A 13,961-nucleotide genomic window follows, 5' to 3' on the forward strand; every position below is an offset into this window, starting at 1 on the left:
CGCATGGCCGCGATCGATCTCGACATCTACGTGAAGGGTGTGCTCGACGGGAAGCGGGCCCTGGTGGCCCGCGCCATCACGCTCGTGGAGTCCACCCGGCCACAGCACCGGGCGCTGGCGCAGCAGTTGCTCACCGAGCTGCTGCCGCACAGCGGCCGGGCGCGGCGGATCGGCATCAGCGGGGTGCCCGGTGTCGGCAAGTCGACGTTCATCGACGCGTTCGGCACCATGCTGACCTCGCTGGGCCACCGGGTGGCGGTCCTCGCCGTCGACCCCTCCTCCACCCGCACCGGCGGCTCCATCCTGGGCGACAAGACCCGGATGGAGCGCCTGGCGGTCGACCCGGACGCCTTCGTCCGCCCCTCCCCCAGCGCGGGCACGCTGGGCGGGGTCGCCAAGGCCACCCGGGAGTCGATGGTGGTGATGGAGGCGGCCGGCTACGACGTGGTCCTCGTGGAGACCGTCGGCGTCGGCCAGTCGGAGACGACGGTCGCCGAGATGGTCGACTCCTTCCTGCTGCTCACCCTGGCCCGCACCGGCGACCAGCTCCAGGGCATCAAGAAGGGCGTCCTGGAGCTGGCCGACGTGATCGCCGTCAACAAGGCGGACGGCCCGCACGAGCGCGACGCCCGGGCCGCCGCGCGCGAACTGGCGGGCGCGCTGCGCCTGATGCACGGCAAGGACGCCTTCTGGACCCCGCCGGTGCTGCACTGCAGCGCCCGCGAGTCGGCCGGCCTCGACACGGTCTGGGAGCGCCTGGAACAGCACCGCACGCTGCTGGACTCCACCGGCCGGCTGGCCGCCAAACGCCGGGACCAGCAGGTGGGGTGGACCTGGGCGATGGTCCGGGACGAACTCCTCGGCCGCCTGCACGCCGACCCCGCGGTCCGCGCGACCGCCCCCGGCCTGGAACAGCAGGTCAGGGAGGGCCGGCTGACGGCGACCCTGGCGGCGGAACGCATCCTGGCGGCGTTCGAGGGCCGTACGCCGCCTTCACCCGCGGGCTGAGCGGGGGGCGTTGAGGGCCTCGGGGGCGGTTTCCCCGGCCAGGGTCTGCAGGAGCGCGCGGATGACGTCCGTCGCCGCGCGTTCCTGGGCCTCCCGGGTGCTGGCGCCCAGGTGCGGGGTCACCGTGACGTTGTCGAGTCCGAGGAGCGGCGAGTCGGTGCACGGCTCGTCGTCGAAGACGTCCAGCGCGGCGCCCGCGAGCCGGGACTCCCGCAGGGCCGTGTACAGGGCCGCCTCGTCGACGATGCCGCCGCGGGCCACGTTGGCGAGGTAGGCCGTGGGCTTGACCAGGCGCAGTTCGGCCTCGCCGATCAGGCCCACGGTCCGCGGGGTCCGCGGGACGTGGACGGTGATGAAGTCGGAGCGGGACAGCAGTTCCTCCAGCGCGACGAGCTTGAGGCCGTGCTGGTCCGCCGTCTCGGGTGTGGCGTAGGGGTCGTGGCCGAGGACCGTCATGTCGAAGGCGGCCATGCGCCGCGCCACTGCCAGGCCGATGCGGCCGAGCCCGACGACCCCGAGGGCCTTGCCTGCGAGTTCGGTGCCGACGTGGGTGCTGCGCCGCCAGACGCCGGACTTCACCTCCGTGCCCGCGGTCTGGATGTCGCGGGCCGCCGCCAGCAGCAGTCCGCAGGTCAGTTCGGCGGCGCTGACCACGTTGGCGGCCGGGGCGTTGACCACGACGACGCCGGCCGCGGTGGCGGCGGCGACGTCGATGTTGTCGACCCCCACCCCCGCCCGGCCGACGACGGCGAGCCGGGGGGCCGCCGCGAGGACCTCGGCGTCCACGGTGGTGGCGCTGCGGACGAGGAGGGCGTCGGCCTCGGCCACCGCGGCCAGGAGCCGCGCGCGGTCGGCGCCGTCGCAGTAGCGCACCTCGTACTCCGGGCCGAGGCGCTCCAGGGCGGTCGCCGGCAGGGGGTCGGCGACCAGGACTACACGGGAAGTCATCGGATTCTCCCTAGCGGGTGTGGGGGGCTGCCGGGCGGTGCGGGAGTGCCGTGCGGCCGGGGCGGCCGGGGCGGGGACTGCGGTTGCCTCCCCCGGGCCGCCCCGGTGCCGCGGCTCAGCTCTCGACCGCCATCACGATGCCGAAGGCGATCATGACCGTGCCCGCGGTGGCGTCGACGTTGCGGCGGACCGTACGGCGCTTCATCCAGGTGCGCAGGCCGTGCGCGCCGAGGCTGATCAGGCCGTACCAGATCACCGCCTCCATCGCGTTGACCGCGGCCAGCGCGGTGCCCATGAACGCCGGGGACACGCCGGACGGGATGAACTGCGGGATGGTGGCGCCGTAGAAGACACCGACCTTGGGGTTGGCCAGGTTGTTGAGCATGCCGCGGCCGAAGGAGCGCCACAGCGAGGCGGACTCCGGTTCCAGCTCGGTGTCCTTCTCCTGCCCCGCGCCGATGGCCCGGGCCGAGCGCCACAGCCCGATGCCCAGCCAGACCATGTAGGCGGCGCCGACGATCCGGAACACGGTGTACGCCGTCTCGGAGGCGTCCAGCAGGGCGCCGATGCCCACCGCGATCGCCCCGCCCCAGATGACGGCGCCGACGCCCACGCCCACGCCGGTGATGAACCCGTGGAGCCGCCCGCGCGCCACGGTGTTGCGGATGACCAGAGCGGTGTCCACGCCCGGCATGATCACCAACAGGGCCGACACCAGGGCGAACGAGAGCAGTGACTGAAGAACCGACACGCTTACACTCCTGACTTCTCGGCCGTGTTGTCGGCCAGGGGGATTCCGTCGCGCGTGAGACCGCGCAGCCAGTTGCGGTAGAAGAGCCGTCCGTGATCCTGCCAGTTCTCCACCGGGGCCGCCGAGGGGTCGTCGTCAGGGAAGTAGTTGACCGGGAGGGCGATGTCCGCGCCCTTGTCCTGGTCGCGGCGGAACTGCCGCAGCAGGGTGTCGGGGTCGTACTCCGGGTGCCCGGAGACGTACAGCTCCCGGCCGTCCCGGCTGGCGGCGATGTGCACGCCGGACTCGGGCGACTCGACCAGGATCCGCAGTTCCCCGGTCTTCTCGAAGTCGGCGCGGAGGTTCTCGGTGTGGCGCGACTGCGGCACCGTCACGACCGGCTCGAAGTCCGCCAGGAGCGGGGAGGAGGGGTCGGTGAGCGTGTTCGGGAAGTTGCCGAACAGCTTGGCGGGCAGCTCGTGCTTGGGAATGCCGTACCGGTGGTACAGCGCGGCCTGGGCGCCCCAGCAGACGTACTGGGCGGAGGTGACGTTCTCCCGCGCCCAGTCGATGATGCCGCGCAGCTCGTCCCAGTACGTCACCTGCTCGAAGGGCAGCAGCTCGACGGCGGCGCCGGTCACGATCAGGGCGTCGAAACGGCGGTCGGCGACGTCCTCGTGCGTCAGGTAGTGCTCCTTCAGGTACGCCTCGGGCGTGCTCTTGGAGGTGTGGTCCCGGGGGCGCAGCAGGGTGACGCGGACGGGCAGCCCGGCGCCGGACAGCAGGCGCAGCAGCTGGGTCTCGGTGACCGGCTTGTCCGGCATCAGGTTGAGGATGGCGAGTTCGACGGCCGGGGTCGCGGCGGCGGCCTCGCGGGGCTCGACGGTGACCGTGATGCCTTCGTCGGCGAGCTGGTCGACGGCGTCGATCCGGGTGGGGACGATGAGGGTCACGGCGCGGTGCTCCTGGGGGTCTCGGGCTCGGTGGCGGCGGCGAGTTCGGCCAGTACGGCGGTGACGCACCGGTCGGCGTCCGCCAGCGCGCGGTTGCGGCCGCCGGGCGAGGGGACGTAGTGGTTGTAGAAGGTGGCCCCCTCGCAGAGCGGGCCGAGGACGCGGACCTTCCGGTCGGGCCGGCCGTCGGCGGCGACGGGATGCTGGTCCGCCGTGATGTCGACACCGCGGCTGCTGCGGGCGCCGGGGCGGTGCCGGCGGATCCGGCCGCCGGCCGCGAGGTCCGCCAGCAGCGGGCTGCCGGTCGCCTCCACGTCGGGCTGGCCCGAGGTGGCGTACGCCAGCCAGTCGGCCGGTGCGCTGTGCCCGGTGCCGAGGCGCGTGGAGGAGATCCGCCACGCCGTCCCGTCCCACTCGACGCGCGGTGCGGGCCCGAACGGGACGCTGACGACCCCGGCCTCCAGCAGGGCGAGCAGCTCCTCGTGCCGGTCGAGCTGCGGGCCGGTCACCGAGCGGTTGAGGGTCGCGGTGAAGGAGCCGTAGAACTCGTCGTGGGAGTCCTCGTCCAGGCCGCCGAAGTCGACGGCGTGGCGGACGACGTCGCGCAGGTCGCGCAGGACTTCCAGGCCGGCCTTGGTGGGGCTGCCGCCGAGGCCGAGCCGTGCCTCCACGAGGTCCGACCGCAGCCGCTCCTGGTACCACTTCTGGTAGGCGTCGCTGGAGTCGAACTCGGCGCTGTCGGGGAAGAGCAGCTCCTGCGGGTCGAAGTGGCCGAACCGCTCGGCGTGTTCGGCGTCCAGGGCCCGCAGCTCGTCGTCCAGGGTCCCCGCGTCCGCCGCCGCGCGCAGCTGCTCCGCCAGGGCGTGCTCGGCTTCGGCGCCGCGTGCGAGGGCGGCGCCGCGGCGGTGGAAGGCGATGCGCATCTCGGTGCGGATCAGCGGGAGGATGTCGTCGTGCAGGCTCAGGGGGCGGTCGTCCCCGGCGGAGCGGAGGCGGTCGACGGCCTCGGGGCTGAACACCACCGGCCGGTACGGTCCGCCGGTGCGGTTGGCGGCGGGCCGGGCCCGGAAGGGGATGCCGGTCCGGGAGAACAGCAGGATGCGCGGTTCCCGTCCGCTGGGCAGGTAGCGCAGGCCGCCGTCGGCCGCCTCGTACCGGCCGCCGCGGCCGAGGGTGAGCGAGGCGAGGACGTCCATGGCCGACAGACCGGTGCCGCCGAGGGCGAGGGTCCGGCCGGCGGTGACGTCCGCGAAGGCCGCGGCGGGCGGATAGATGGCGTGGATGCGGCGGGCCGCGCCCGGTGCCCCGGGGTCGGGGGCGGCCGGCGGGGTGTGTCCGGTGGTGAGGAAGACCCTGTCCACCCGCAGGGTCTCGCCGCTGTCCAGGGTGATCAGCCGGGAGTCGTCGGGGCCGGCGGACAGGCCGGTCGCCGTGGCGCGGTGGAACCGTATCTCCACGTTCTCGGGGACACGGTCGAGGAGGCGCCGCAGGAACCAGGCGAGGTACTCGCCGAGCACCCGCCGGGGCAGGTAGTCGTCGGGCCGTACCGGCCGGCCCTCGGCGCCGAGGGTGTAGCCGTCCTCGCCCACCTTCAGGCCCCGGTCCGTCACCCAGGTGTACAGGTCGGGACCCCGGTCGCCGACGGCCGTGCCGACCGTCGCCTCGTCGGGGAAGAGGCTCACCTGTGCGGCGACGGTGTTGAGCAGCAGGTGGTCGGGCTGGTCGACGGCGTGGATGCCGACGCCGCTGCCGTCCGGGTCCACGACCTCGACGACGAGCCGGCGGCCCGCCCGGTCCGGCTGTGCGGCGAGGGTGACGAGGCGTTCGAGGACGCCGATGCCGCGGGAGCCCAGGCCGATGATGCCGACGGTGCCCGCGACCGCGTTCCGCTGGGGGGAAGTCGTCACCACCGCTCGGTCTCCCCGAAGAAGTCGGCGATGGCGGTGACGCGGCCCGACTCGGCGGCCACGCGGTGCACTTCGAGGCCCACGGCGAGGTCCAGGACGCCCAGGCCGAAGGGCGAGAAGACGACCGGCTTGTCGGTGCCGACCGTGGCCTCGCCGTTGATGACCTCGGCGAGGGTGCCGGTGATGAAGTCCCGGTTGCCGTACTTCTGTTCGGCCAGGTGCGGTGAGGTGTTGGCCTTCAGGCAGTGGTCGACGTCGTCCAGCACGTTGTAGGAGCCGGCGATGATCTCGGGGCCGATGTCCCGCAGGGAGATGTTGAGGACGATCTGCCCCGGGGCGAAGGCGTCGGGCTCCAGGACGTACGGCTCCCCGGCCGTGGTCGCGAAGACGACCAGGTCGGCGCCGGACACGGCCTCCTGGAGGGTCTCGGCGTAGGACGCCGGGTACGCCAGCCGCTCGGTGGCGTGGGCCGCCAGGGCGGTGCCGTACTCCTGGCTCAGGTCGTGCACCGCGACCTGCTCGAACGTCCACTGCTCGGCGTGGAAGAACTCCAGGATGTTGCGGGCGATGATGCCCGCGCCCACCACCGCGAGCCGGCCGCCCTTGCGTCCGCCGGTGAGGACGTCCGCCGCCAGGACGGCCGACGCGGCGGTGCGGGCGGCGCTGATCTGCGAGGCCTCCAGCAGCGCGAACGGGTAACCGGTCTCGGCGTCGTTCAGCACGAGCGTGGCCGAGGCGCGGGGGATGCCGCGCTCGATGTTGGCCGGGAAGCTCGCGATCCACTTGATGCCGGCGACCTCGCGCTCGCCGTCGAGGTAGGCGGGCAGGGCGATGATGCGGTCCGCGGGCTTCTCGGGGAAGCGGAGGAAATAGCTGTCCGGGTTCACGGAACGCCCGGCCTCGTGGGCCAGGTAGGTGTCGCGCACGACCCGGACGATGTCCCGGCGGCTGTCCCGGACGATGTCCCGGACGGTGCGGCCGTTGACGACATCGAATTCGAACATGGTGAGTGACTCCTTCAATCTCTGTGCGTGTTGCGCGGTGGGGCGAGGACGGCGACGGGGTCCGGGTCAGTCGTCGACGGCGCCGAAGCGCTCGCCGACCCAGTCGTCGTCGTAGATCGTGTCGAGGTAGCGCTCGCCGAGGTCCGGGCTGATGGCGACCACCGAGGCGCCCTCGGGGAGGTCGCGGTGCCGGGTCTCGACCGCGGCGAGCACCGAACCGGTGGAGCCGCCGGCGAGGATGCCCCGCCCGGTGGCGAGCCGCCGGCACATGCGCACCGCCTCGGCCTCCGGCACCATGACGACCTCGTCCACGAGCCCGTCACGGAAGATCTCCGGACGCCGGCTGGTGCCCAGGCCGGGGATGTGCCGGCGGGCCGGGGAGGCGCCGAAGGTGACCGAGCCGGCCGTGTCGACCGCGATGATGCGGGTACCGGGCGAGTGCTCGCGGAAGTACTCGGCGCAGCCCATCAGCGTGCCGGTGGTGCCCGCGCCGACGAAGAGGACGTCGACCTCGCACTCCTTGAGCAGGGCGGGGGCGGTACGCCGGTAATGGGCCTGCGGATTGGCCTCGTTGGCGTACTGGTTGGGCCACACCAGGCCGGGGTCCTCGCGCAGCCGGGCGTGGATGTGGTCGATGCGGGACTGCAGGAAGCCGCCGTTGGCGTCCCGGCGGTCGACGATGACGACCTCGGCGCCGTAGGCCCGCATCAGACGGACGCTGGTGGCCGCGGTGTTGGGGTCCGCGACACAGGTGAACCGGTAGCCGCGGGCCGCGCAGACCGAGCTGAGCGCGATGCCGAGGTTGCCGGAGGACGACTCGATGACCCGGCCGCCGGGCTTGAGCACGCCACGGCGCTCCAGGTCCTCCAGCAGGCCCACGGCCGCCTTGAGTTTGATGGACCCCGCGAGGTTGAGGCCTTCGATCTTGAGTGTGAGGTCGACGCCGGGGATGAAACCGCTCAGGTCGAGGAAAAGGTCGTCGAGGACCAGGTCGTACGCATTGCGAAAGATCATCGAGCACCTTCGGAAACGGTCGAGCGTGACGGAGGTGGTACGAGTGGTGCGGTGCCGGCGGCACGCCGACGACGACCCGGGCGCGGGAGGGCGCGGACAGGCCGGGGACGCGGGGCAGGGCCGTCGCGGGACGGGACGCGGACGTGGTCCGGGGTGCGCCGGCGGAGCGCTGCCCACCCCGTCCGGCTGGACGTCAGGAGCGCGCGGCCTCAGCCGTGGGAGGTGTCCGGCCCGTCGATGGGTCGCCCGGTACGACAGTGCGGGAGGCACGCCCGGGCGCGCGGACACGAGGAGGTCCGGGTGCGGGCGGAAGGGCCTGGCCCGGATGCGCCGGGTCTGCGGCGCGTCGCGGGGACTTCGCCGTGCTGGTGGAAGCACCGCTGCTCGCGGTGCGGGAGCCGCCGGCCCCGGTCACCGGGACGGGAGTTCGCTCGCCCGGGCGGCAGGGCGTCGACGGCCGCTAAGTGGTCGTCCGTCTGCTCGCGGACCGACGACCGCGACGGCCCTGAGTGGCTTTCCCTCGGTGCGACGAGCGCACGCGCGACGTGCACGCCTTTCCCCTTCCCCCGTGGACGGCAATGGTGTTGCCTGTATGTCACGGACTGCCGGTCTGGCGGCGGTGCGTGATCTTGGGGTAACTCTAACTCGCCCTCCGTGACGCGTCTATGACAACGAGATGAAACCCTGCGGCAGCCCTGGCGGCGGCGCCGGAGGTCACCGCGGGCGGGCGTGGGCCCGGCGGAAGCGCTCCAGGCCCTCGGCCAGATCCACCACCGGGTCGGGGTAGTCCAGCGCGGCCCGGGCGGGTCCCGGCAGTTTCCAGGGCTCGTGCACCGCCGGGGCCCCGACGCCCCGCAGTTCGGGCAGCCAGCGGCGCACGTAGCTGCCCTCGGGGTCGTACTTCTTCGCCTGTGCGACCGGGTTGAGGACCCGGTTGGGGCGGGTGTCGGTGCCGGTGCCGGCCACCCACTGCCAGTTCAGCTGGTTGTTGGCCACGTCCCCGTCGACCAGCCAGTACAGGAAGTGCGCGGCACCGATCCGCCAGTCGACGTAGAGCGTCTTGCTCAGGAAGCAGGCGGTCAGCAGCCGGGCGCGGTTGTGCATCCAGCCCTCGTGGCGCAGCTGCCGCATCGCCGCGTCGATCACCGGATAGCCGGTACGGCCCTCCCGCCAGGCCTCGATGTCCTCCCGCGCGGTGCGCTCGGTGCGCCAGTGGTCGTGCCGGGTGCGGTAGTCGCCGTGCGCCGCGTCGGGGCGGGCGGCGAGGACCTGGCGGTGGAAGTCGCGCCAGGCGAGCTGCCGGACCAGCGCCTCGGCGCCCGGCCCGCCGTGGCGGCGCCCGCGGTGCACCAGCTCCACCGCGGACAGGGTGCCGAAGTGCAGGTGCGCGGAGAGCTTGGAGGTGGCGTCGGCGGCCAGGGCGTCGCGGGTGTCGTCGTAGGCGTCGAGTCCGCCGCGCCAGTAGGCGGTCATCCGCCCGCGGCCCGCGCGCTCCCCGCCGGCCGGCAGGCCGGGCGAGACGCCGGGGACGGCGTCCCGGGCGGGAAGCGGCTCGCCCCGGACGTGGTCGGGCACGGGCACGCGGCGCGGGGCGCCGACGGCCGGGCGCAGCCGGACCTGCGTCCAGCGCCGGAGGTACGGCGTGAAGACGGCGAAGTGGTCCGACGCGGCGGGGGTCACCTCGCCGGGCGGCACCGCCACGGTGACCGCGTCGTGCACGGACAGGCGGCGCCCGTCGGAATCCAGCGCCCGCCGCAGCCGCTCCTCGCGCCGGGTGGCGAAGCGGCTGTGCGCCGCCGACAGGTGCACCTCGCCGGCGTCCGCCTCGCGGGCCACGCGGCACACCTCCGCCACCAGGTCGCCGGAGCGCACCACGAGGCGCCCGCCGCGCTCGCGCAGCCCGGCGTCGAGGTCGGCGAGGCAGTCGGCGAGGAACGCGCTGCGGTTGGGGGTGGCGAACCCGGTCGCGGCCACGGCCCGGTCCCGCACGAAGAGCGGCACGACCGCGTCGGCGGACGCCAGGGCCGCGCGCAGCGGCGGGTGGTCGTGCAGACGCAGGTCGGAGGTGAACAGGACGACCGAGACGCGCATCGCCGTCAGCCCTCCCCGCGCTGCGCGCGTTCGGCGGCACGGACGATGTTGCGGGCCATGCCGCCGAAGACGACCGCGTGGAAGGGCGACACGCTCCACCAGTACAGCTGGCCGAGCAGCCCGTGCGGGTGGAACAGGGCCCGCTGCCGGTAGCGGGCGCCGCCGGCCCCGTCCGCGGCGACGTGCATCTCCAGCCAGGCCAGCCCGGGCAGCCGCATCTCGGCGCGCAACCGCAGCAGCCGCCCGCGCTGGATCTCCTCCACCCGCCAGAAGTCCAGCGAGTCGCCGACCCGCAGCCGCCGGGCGTCCCGGCGTCCCCGGCGCAGGCCCACCCCGCCGGCGAGGCGGTCGAGCCAGCCGCGCACCGCCCAGGCCAGCGGGAAGGAGTACCAGCCGTTCTCGCCCCCGATGCCCTCGACCACGTCCCACAGCGCGCCGGGAGCGACCGCGGCGTGGCGTTCGCGTACGTCGGTGTAGAGGCTGCCGCCCGCCCAGTCCGGGTCGGTGGGCAGCGGGTCGCTGGGCGCGCCCGGCACGGAGGCGGAGGACCAGCGGGTGGCGACCCGCGCGTCGCGCACGCGTTCCAGCGCGAGGGCGACGGCGCGGTCGAAGCCGATCGGGTGGCCGGGCGGACTGGGCACGTACCGCTCGACGTCCCGCTCCCGGCACACCACCTCGTGGCGCAGCGACTCGGTCAGCGGACGGGCGAGGGCGGCCGGTACGGGGGTCACCAGGCCGACCCAGTGACTGGACAGGCGGGGGGTGAGCACGGGCACGGGGACGATGACCCGCCGGGGCAGCCCGGCGACGGCGGCGTACCGCCGCATCATCTGCACGTACGTGAGCACCTCCGGGCCGCCGATGTCGAAGGCCCGGCTGACGTCGGCCGGCAGGCCGGCGCAGCCGACCAGGACGCGCAGCACGTCCCGTACGGCGATGGGCTGGATGCGGGTGCGCACCCAGCGCGGGGTGACCATCACCGGCAGCCGCTCGGTGAGGTAGCGCAGCATCTCGAAGCTCGCGGACCCGGAGCCGATGATGACGGCGGCCCGCAGCACGGCCGTCGGCACGCCCGAGCCGAGGAGGATGCGCCCCACCTCGGCGCGGGAGCGCAGGTGCGGGGAGAGTTCCCGCTCGGGCACCCCGGCCGGGGTCAGCCCGCCCAGGTAGACCAGGCGGCCGACGCCGGCCCTGCGCGCCTGCGCGCCGAACAGGCGGGCCGCCTCCCGGTCCGTCCGCTCGAAGTCGCGGCCGGTGCCGAGCGCGTGCACCAGGTAGTAGGCGACCTCGACACCCTCCATCGCCGCCGCCACCGAGCCGGCGTCGGTGACGTCGCCGCGCGCGATCTCCACCCGCCCGGCCCACGGCTGGTCGCGCAGCTTCCGGGGCGTGCGCACCAGGCAGCGCACCCGGTACCCGGCGGCCAGCAGTTCCGGCACCAGCCGCCCGCCGATGTAGCCGCTGGCGCCGGTCACCAGACAGAGCCTCGCGTCCTCCACGTGAACCGCCGCCTCCTCAGTCGTCCGGGCCCCGTCGCTCCCCCGCGCACTCCCCGGTACCTCTACGGTGCCGCCCGCCCGCGCGGATGCACCGGATGCGCGCGGCAACCGGGTGACACGAGGGCGGCGGCCCTTCGGCCACGGCGGGAGAGCCGGGGCAGCGGACCGGATGTCCTCCCACCGCCCTGCGCCGGTCGCCGAGGAGGGAGAGGGCGACGGCGGCGAAGTACAGCGCCCAGATCGGCGCGGCCAGCGCCAGCATGGTCAGCGGGTCCGTGCTCGGCGTCGCCACGGCGGAGAAGACCGTGATGCCCACGACCGTGGCGCGCCACCGGCCGAGCATCCGCCGGCCGGACAGCACTCCGGTGAGGTTCAGCATCACCAGCAGCAGCGGCAGCTCGAAGGCGAGACCGAAGACGACCACCATGCGGGTGCCGAGGTCGAGCAGTTCGTCCAGCGGCAGCAGGTCGTCCACCCCGTGCGGTGTGAGGCCGATCAGCACCCGCGCGGTCCTGGGCAGCACCTCGTAGGCGAAGAAGGCGCCGCCGAGGAACAGCGGGACGCCCGTGCCGGCGAACGCGCAGGCGTGTTTCCGTTCGCGTTCGTGCAGGCCGGGGGCCGCGAACGCCCACAGTTGGTACAGCCATACCGGAGAGGCCAGCACGACGCCGGCCACCAGCGAGACCTTCAGCGCCAGGGTGAAGGGCGCGAGCAGACCGTTGATCGTGATGTGCGCGCAGATGGTGTCCGTGGGCTGCCGGGCCGGACCGGCGAAGGAGCCCGGGCAGCCGACCGATGCCAGGACCGGCCTGGTGAGGAGATGGATGATCCTCTTGTAGGAGAAGGCCGCGAGAACCGTGGCGACCGTGATGGCGAGGACGGCCTTGGCGAGCCGGTCGCGGAGTTCGCGGAGGTGCTCCGCGAGCGGCATCCGCCCCTCGGGGTCCTTCTTCCCGGTGCGGACCGGCTGGGACATGTCACGGCCTCACGTGCGGTGCTCGGGGCGTGCCTCGTCCGAGGCGTCGTCGTCCTTCATCGCCCTGGTCTCGCTCTTGAGGATCCGCAGGGACCTGCCCAGCGCCCGTGCGGTGTCGGGCAGCCTCTTCGAGCCGAAGATCATGATCACGACCGCGGCCAGGACCAGCAGGTGCCAGGGCTCCAGCGCGTTGCGGAACATCGTCACACCGTCCTTTCGCATGTGCCGTCACCGGTACCGCGGGGCCGGCCGGCCGGTGCGGGGACGTGCGGGGTGGTGCTGTCGTCGCTGGTCATGTCTGCTACTTCCGGTTGTATTGGGTCGGTGTCGGTGTCGGTGTCGGAGCCGGCTCCGGGTAGGAGCCGGTTCAGGTTCCCGGGCGCCCGGCAGCCGTCCAGGCGGCATACTCCTGGCGGACGTAGAGGCGGCTGCGGGCGAGCGTGACCGTGTCGGGATGGCGCGGCCCGGCCACGAGGTCGGGGTGGCGGCGGTCGTGCAGGACGAGTTGTCCGGCGGTTTCCACGGCGGCCGCGACCGGGCCGGGCCCCGGGGCGGCCGAGGCCAGTCGGTCCATGAGGGCGGCCCGGCACAACAGTCGGACGCGTTCGGCGGTCCTCGCGTCGGCCGGGGGACCGGTGCCGGGCCCGGCCCGGCGGCCGTCGCGTTCGGCTTCGAGTGCGAGCACCTGGTGCATCTCGCGGCGCAGGTCCGGTGCGTCGGCGTACGCCTCGTGCGGGGGCGGGACGTCGATGCCCTCGGTGCGGTCCGGGGTGCTGTCCATGGTCACTTCCTCCTGGTCAGGACGAGCACCGCAGGCGGGCGCGGACCTCGCGGCCACTGCCTGTCTGGTGGGCCTCGGTCGACTGGGCGAGGTACTGGACGATGCCGGTGCCGCGGCCGTGTTCGTCGGAGGCGATGTCGGGGTGGTGGCGCTCCACCGCCCTGCCGGAGTCGGTGACCACGATGTGCAGGGTGCCGTCGTCGAGGACGAGCCGCAGGGTCATGCACTCGCGGCCGTACCGGGCGGCGTTGGCGGCGAGTTCGTCGATGATGAGGATGGCGGAGTCCCGCTTGCCCGCGGGTACCTGCCAGGCTTCCAGCAGATCCGCCGTGAAGTGGCGGACGGCGCCGACGTGCGCCTCCTGCGCGGGCAGGGTGAGCAGCGCCTCGTGGCGGCAGGGCCGGCCGAGCCGTGGACTCGTGCGGGGGGAGTCGGTGAGGAACATGGTTCTCTGGCTCTTCCGTGAGTGGGCGGAGACCGGGAGGGGCGGACCACCAGCGGCAACCACTCGGGGTGTCGGCGGGCTGGTCCTGCGGGGCGCGCTCATGTGGTTTCACGGGTGAGGCGTGCTGAACGGTTCGAGGGATCGGCCCCTTTTGCCCGACTTCTTGCGGCTCGCCTTGCCCGGCTTCTCGCGGTTCGCACCAGGGCGGCGGCCCGGCCGGGCTACGGGGCCCGGGCCGGAACTCGCTGCCGTACGCGGGCCGGCCGGGCACCGGCGGCTCGCTTCCCCGTCCTGGCCGCGCCGGGCGTGATGCTGGTACGCAGCGCCACCGAACCGGGTGCGGGCGCCGCTGCCGGACCGTCGCGCCACGGAGCCGGGGAGGAACGCCCCTGCCCGCTCACCGGCCCGGGCGACGCGCGTCAGCCGTCCGGCGACGCGGGTGCCGCTGCCGGCCCCCGAGGCCGCCGCGCCGATCCGTGAGCCGCCGTGGCCCACGGCCCCACCGCCGCCGGAGCCGTGCCGCGCGGTGGAAGCGGCCGGCGACGGTGGCCACGCGCACACGGGAGGAGGCCGGCGCCATGGGCACCGGCCTCCTCGAACCGCCG

General features: G+C 74.1%; 11 protein-coding genes and 2 pseudogenes. 1 reads left to right on the forward strand and 12 read right to left on the reverse strand.

Annotated features, from left to right (window positions below; genetic code table 11):
- Positions 1–3: 3 nt before the first annotated feature.
- Entirely contained in the window at positions 4–1,008 is a 1,005-nt protein-coding gene (meaB, locus tag IG05_RS0103260) for a methylmalonyl Co-A mutase-associated GTPase MeaB (RefSeq protein ID WP_030338867.1), read from the forward strand.
- Between the two features lie 9 nt (positions 1,009–1,017).
- On the opposite strand, the pseudogene IG05_RS0103265 reads toward meaB, so the two are convergent.
- From IG05_RS0103265 to IG05_RS43575, 12 genes and pseudogenes are all read right to left on the reverse strand, one after another.
- Positions 1,018–1,956, reverse strand: a pseudogene (locus IG05_RS0103265) (hydroxyacid dehydrogenase); the annotation flags it as partial.
- A 115-nt stretch (positions 1,957–2,071) separates the two neighbouring features.
- The gene (locus tag IG05_RS0103270) at positions 2,072–2,707 is read right to left on the reverse strand and encodes a LysE family translocator (protein ID WP_030338871.1); all 636 of its coding nucleotides are present in this window, start codon (positions 2,705–2,707) and stop codon (positions 2,072–2,074) included.
- A gap of 2 nt (positions 2,708–2,709) precedes the next feature.
- On the reverse strand, positions 2,710–3,639 hold the full coding sequence (locus IG05_RS0103275; RefSeq protein ID WP_063760065.1) for a homoserine O-succinyltransferase: 930 nt from the start codon (positions 3,637–3,639) through the stop codon (positions 2,710–2,712).
- Positions 3,636–5,546, reverse strand: coding sequence for an FAD/NAD(P)-binding protein (locus IG05_RS0103280; RefSeq protein ID WP_158838761.1), 1,911 nt, complete (start codon positions 5,544–5,546; stop codon positions 3,636–3,638). The genes IG05_RS0103275 and IG05_RS0103280 overlap by 4 nt, the downstream gene beginning before the upstream one ends.
- Complete coding sequence (gene sbnB / locus IG05_RS0103285) at positions 5,543–6,550, reverse strand: 2,3-diaminopropionate biosynthesis protein SbnB (protein WP_030338877.1); 1,008 nt, start codon at positions 6,548–6,550, stop codon at positions 5,543–5,545. The genes IG05_RS0103280 and sbnB overlap by 4 nt, the downstream gene beginning before the upstream one ends.
- 66 nt (positions 6,551–6,616) lie before the next feature.
- Positions 6,617–7,564, reverse strand: coding sequence for a 2,3-diaminopropionate biosynthesis protein SbnA (gene sbnA, locus IG05_RS0103290; RefSeq protein WP_030338879.1), 948 nt, complete (start codon positions 7,562–7,564; stop codon positions 6,617–6,619).
- A 714-nt stretch (positions 7,565–8,278) separates the two neighbouring features.
- On the reverse strand, positions 8,279–9,655 hold the full coding sequence (locus IG05_RS0103295) for a cryptochrome/photolyase family protein (RefSeq protein WP_030338882.1): 1,377 nt from the start codon (positions 9,653–9,655) through the stop codon (positions 8,279–8,281).
- A 5-nt stretch (positions 9,656–9,660) separates the two neighbouring features.
- Positions 9,661–11,154: an SDR family oxidoreductase gene (locus tag IG05_RS0103300; RefSeq protein ID WP_030338883.1), complete on the reverse strand. Its 1,494-nt coding sequence runs from the start codon at positions 11,152–11,154 to the stop codon at positions 9,661–9,663.
- 16 nt (positions 11,155–11,170) lie between these two features.
- On the reverse strand, positions 11,171–12,130 hold the full coding sequence (gene tatC, locus IG05_RS0103305) for a twin-arginine translocase subunit TatC (protein ID WP_078893865.1): 960 nt from the start codon (positions 12,128–12,130) through the stop codon (positions 11,171–11,173).
- A 24-nt stretch (positions 12,131–12,154) separates the two neighbouring features.
- Positions 12,155–12,331: pseudogene (gene tatA / locus IG05_RS0103310) on the reverse strand (Sec-independent protein translocase subunit TatA); the annotation flags it as partial.
- A 166-nt stretch (positions 12,332–12,497) separates the two neighbouring features.
- Positions 12,498–12,911 carry a hypothetical protein gene (locus IG05_RS0103315; protein WP_030338889.1) on the reverse strand — a complete coding sequence of 138 codons (414 nt, stop codon included), beginning with the start codon at positions 12,909–12,911 and terminating at the stop codon, positions 12,498–12,500.
- Between the two features lie 16 nt (positions 12,912–12,927).
- Positions 12,928–13,356: an ATP-binding protein gene (locus tag IG05_RS43575; protein WP_030338891.1), complete on the reverse strand. Its 429-nt coding sequence runs from the start codon at positions 13,354–13,356 to the stop codon at positions 12,928–12,930.
- Between the last annotated feature and the right edge of the window lie 605 nt (positions 13,357–13,961).

Source organism: Streptomyces sp. NRRL S-1022 (assembly GCF_000720135.1).
Classification (GTDB): domain Bacteria; phylum Actinomycetota; class Actinomycetes; order Streptomycetales; family Streptomycetaceae; genus Streptomyces.

Bases quoted from the DNA above. Each gene is read 5' to 3' on its own strand.
- IG05_RS43575 (WP_030338891.1), bottom strand. From the start codon at position 13,356: ATGTTCCTCACCGACTCCCCCCGCACGAGTCCACGGCTCGGCCGGCCC.
- IG05_RS0103295 (WP_030338882.1), bottom strand. From the start codon at position 9,655: ATGCGCGTCTCGGTCGTCCTGTTCACCTCCGACCTGCGTCTGCACGAC.
- meaB (WP_030338867.1), top strand. From the start codon at position 4: ATGGCCGCGATCGATCTCGACATCTACGTGAAGGGTGTGCTCGACGGG.
- IG05_RS0103315 (WP_030338889.1), bottom strand. From the start codon at position 12,911: ATGGACAGCACCCCGGACCGCACCGAGGGCATCGACGTCCCGCCCCCG.
- sbnB (WP_030338877.1), bottom strand. From the start codon at position 6,550: ATGTTCGAATTCGATGTCGTCAACGGCCGCACCGTCCGGGACATCGTC.
- tatC (WP_078893865.1), bottom strand. From the start codon at position 12,130: ATGTCCCAGCCGGTCCGCACCGGGAAGAAGGACCCCGAGGGGCGGATG.
- sbnA (WP_030338879.1), bottom strand. From the start codon at position 7,564: ATGATCTTTCGCAATGCGTACGACCTGGTCCTCGACGACCTTTTCCTC.